The organism is Streptomyces sp. SID4985, from assembly GCF_009863025.1.
Taxonomy (GTDB): Bacteria; Actinomycetota; Actinomycetes; order Streptomycetales; family Streptomycetaceae; genus Streptomyces.
This window is the reverse complement of sequence record NZ_WWIR01000631.1, coordinates 1-3,030: the sequence shown is the minus strand read 5'-3', so window position 1 is coordinate 3,030 and position 3,030 is coordinate 1. Positions and strand designations below refer to the sequence as shown.

The 3,030-nt window shown below is 70.5% G+C and carries 4 protein-coding genes; 3 read left to right on the top strand and 1 reads right to left on the bottom strand.

The annotated features are described in order from the left end of the window. Positions 1-82: 82 nt before the first annotated feature. Positions 83-301: a twin-arginine translocase TatA/TatE family subunit gene (locus GTW40_RS27170; RefSeq protein WP_161182781.1), complete on the bottom strand. Its 219-nt coding sequence runs from the start codon at positions 299-301 to the stop codon at positions 83-85. 167 nt (positions 302-468) lie between these two features. Between GTW40_RS27170 and GTW40_RS27165 the strand changes: the two genes are divergently transcribed. The 3 genes from GTW40_RS27165 to GTW40_RS27155 form a co-directional block, all read left to right on the top strand. Further along, on the top strand, positions 469-1,380 hold the full coding sequence (locus tag GTW40_RS27165; protein WP_161182780.1) for an ion transporter: 912 nt from the start codon (positions 469-471) through the stop codon (positions 1,378-1,380). Between the two features lie 299 nt (positions 1,381-1,679). Beyond that, positions 1,680-1,883 (top strand): cold-shock protein, encoded by a 204-nt coding sequence (locus GTW40_RS27160; protein ID WP_007502648.1) that lies wholly within the window; start codon positions 1,680-1,682, stop codon positions 1,881-1,883. 86 nt (positions 1,884-1,969) lie between these two features. Then, positions 1,970-3,030, top strand: a 1,061-nt coding sequence (locus GTW40_RS27155; protein ID WP_161182779.1) for a DEAD/DEAH box helicase, incomplete at its 3' end; no start/stop codon positions are given.

Here is a 3,030-nt window from a genome sequence, read left to right as displayed (position 1 = left end):
GCCCGTCCGGCCGCCGGGCACGACGGAGACCGGGCCGCGCCGCCGGGCCCCGAGCATGACAGAGGCGCCGGGCGGCCTGCGGTCAGGGCCGTGGCCCGTCGCCGCGCCCGACGATCTTCCCCTCCACGACGTCGCCGTCGGTCGGTCCCGGCGCGGCGTCCTGCGTCTTGAGGGCTCGGGCCTCGCTCTTGAAGATCCGGGCCGCCTTTCCCGCCGCGCGGGTCAGCTCAGGCAGCTTCCTGACGCCGAGGATCACGGCGAACACGAGGAGGACCAGGGCCAGTTCACTCAGGCCGAACATCGCTTCCACTCCCTTCGGGCGGGTGGCGGACACCCGGCTCACCCTTCATGTCTACATTGCTGTAGAAGTCTTGCGTAGAGCATGATCGCTCAACAAGCCCGCCGTCCGCTCCGGACCGCCGGAAGGAGGGCGGAGAAGCACCGCGCCGCACGGAGGAACAGAGCAGGATGACCGGCACCACCCCCTCGATCCGGCCGGTTCCCTCCCGGATCTCCCTCGCGTCATGGTGTCGCGGCGTCACCGGGGCGCGCTGGTTCGCGGTCACCGTGGTCGGCCTGATCCTGGCCAACGCCGCGCTGCTCGGCGCCGAGACCTATCCCGGCGTGGCCGCCGAGTGGCACACCGCGTTACGGCTGGCCGAGCGCGCGTGCGTGGCCGGGTTCACGGTGGAGATCCTGCTCCGCCTGGGCGCCCACGCCGACCGCCCCCGCGACTTCTTCCGCGACCCGTGGAACCTCTTCGACCTGGCCGTCGTCCTGAGCGCGTTCCTGCCGGTCGTCCGCGAGAACACCACCGTCCTACGACTGCTGCGCCTGGCCCGAGTGCTGCGCACCGCCCGCTTCCTCCCCCAGCTGCGCATCGTGCTCGTCGCGGTCGCCCGCAGCCTGCCGGGCACGGTGAGCTTCCTGCTGGTCGGCGCGCTGCTCCTGTACGTGTACGCGATGGTCGGCTGGGTCTTCTTCGCCCGCGCCGACCCCGAGCACTACGGCTCGATCGGCCGCGCCGTCCTCACCCTGTTCCTCCTCATGACCCTGGACGGCATCGGCGACGCCGTCCACGCCGGCCTGGAGATCTCCCGCTGGAGCCTCCTCTACTACGCCTCGTACGTCCTGCTCGCCTCGTTCGTCCTGGTCAACGTACTGATCGGCGTCGTCCTGGCCTCACTGGAAGAGGCCCGCGAGATGGAACAGGGCCAGCCGGAACCGTCCGCCGCGCCCGAGCGGGAGGCTGCCGCTTCCGCCCGCGCAGACCTCCTCGACCGCACCTCGACGGCCCGCCGGGCCCTGGACGACCTGGAGGAGAGCCTGTCGGGCAGGGCACCGGAGGCGGCCCGGGAACCGGAGCGGGCGGCGGGCTGACACGGCCGCCCTCATGGAGCCCGCGTATTGCGTGAGCGCGGGTCCGCGGCCCGATCCGGCCCGGGGCGGCGCGCTGCGGGCGGGCCGGACGAGGGTCAGGCGCATCCGGTTCGACTGAGAATTCCGAGGCCAGGGGGCTGTGGGCTGTCGCGGGCGGTGAATGTGTGCTAGCTTTATGGCGTTGCAGTTGTGGTACCCATGAACCTATGTGCGCCTGACGGGAATGTATCCTTCGGGCGCATTAGTTGTTTTACCGGTCATCTCCGGATGGGGCCTCTGCCTACCAGAAGGAGAAAATCATGGCTCAGGGAACCGTGAAGTGGTTCAACTCTGAGAAGGGCTTCGGCTTCATCGAGCAGGACGGTGGCGGCCCCGACGTCTTCGCCCACTACTCGAACATCGCGACGCAGGGCTTCCGTGAGCTCCAGGAGGGCCAGCGCGTGTCCTTCGACGTCACGCAGGGCCAGAAGGGCCCGCAGGCGGAGAACATCGTCCCCGCCTAATCGCTGGACGCGTCATCGCTCGCCGGGGTTCGCACCATAGCGGTGCGAACCCCGGTTTGCTGTTCCCAGGAAGGCACACACACCGCATGTCCCGCAGGCCGCAGAAGCCGACCCGCCGCGCCGCCCCCTCCTCTCCCGTGTCTCCGCCCCAGGAATTCCGGCTCCCGGAGACCAGGACGCCCGCGCTTCCGCCCGTCGAGGAATTCGCCGGTATGGAGCTGCCGCCCGCACTGCTGAAGTGCCTGGCCGCACAGGGCGTGACCACCCCGTTCCCCATCCAGGCCGCCACGCTGCCCAACGGACTGGCCGGCCGTGACCTGCTGGGACGGGGCCGTACCGGTTCCGGCAAGACGCTCGCGTTCGGACTCGCGGTGCTGGCCCGTACGGCCGGGCTGCGGGCGCAGCCCAAGGCTCCCCTCGCGCTGGTCCTGGTGCCCACCCGTGAGCTGGCCCAGCAGGTGACGGACGCGCTGACCCCGTACGCGACGGCGGTCAACCTGCGCATGGCCACCGTCGTCGGCGGTCTGTCCATCACCAAGCAGGCCGCCACGCTGCGCCGCGGCGTCGAGGTGCTCGTGGCGTGCCCGGGTCGCCTGAACGACCTCGTGGAACGCGGTGACTGTGTCCTCGAGGACATACGGATCACCGTGCTGGACGAGGCCGACCAGATGACCGACATGGGCTTCCTGCCGCAGATCACCAAGGTGATCCAGCGGGTGCGCCCGGGCGGTCAGCACATGCTCTTCTCGGCCACCCTGGACCGGAACATCGACCGGCTGGTACAGCGCTTCCTGGACGACCCGGTCGTGCACTCGGTGGACCCGTCCGCCGGTGCCGTGTCCACCATGGAGCACCACGTCCTGCACCTCCAGGACGAGACCGACAAGAAGGCGGTCACGACCCGTATCGCGGCCCGTGACGGCCGGGTCATCCTCTTCCTGGACACCAAGCGGTCGGCGGACCGGCTCGCCAAGCGGCTGCTGTCCGTCGGCGTGCGCGCGGCCGCCCTGCACGGCGGCCGCAGCCAGCCGCAGCGCAACCGCGCCCTGGAGCAGTTCAAGGACGGCCGGATCACCGCACTGGTGGCGACGAACGTGGCCGCGCGCGGCATCCACGTCGACGACCTCGACCTCGTCGTCAACGTCGA

Bases quoted from the DNA above. Each gene is read 5' to 3' on its own strand.
- GTW40_RS27170 (WP_161182781.1), bottom strand. From the start codon at position 301: ATGTTCGGCCTGAGTGAACTGGCCCTGGTCCTCCTCGTGTTCGCCGTG.
- GTW40_RS27160 (WP_007502648.1), top strand. From the start codon at position 1,680: ATGGCTCAGGGAACCGTGAAGTGGTTCAACTCTGAGAAGGGCTTCGGC.
- GTW40_RS27165 (WP_161182780.1), top strand. From the start codon at position 469: ATGACCGGCACCACCCCCTCGATCCGGCCGGTTCCCTCCCGGATCTCC.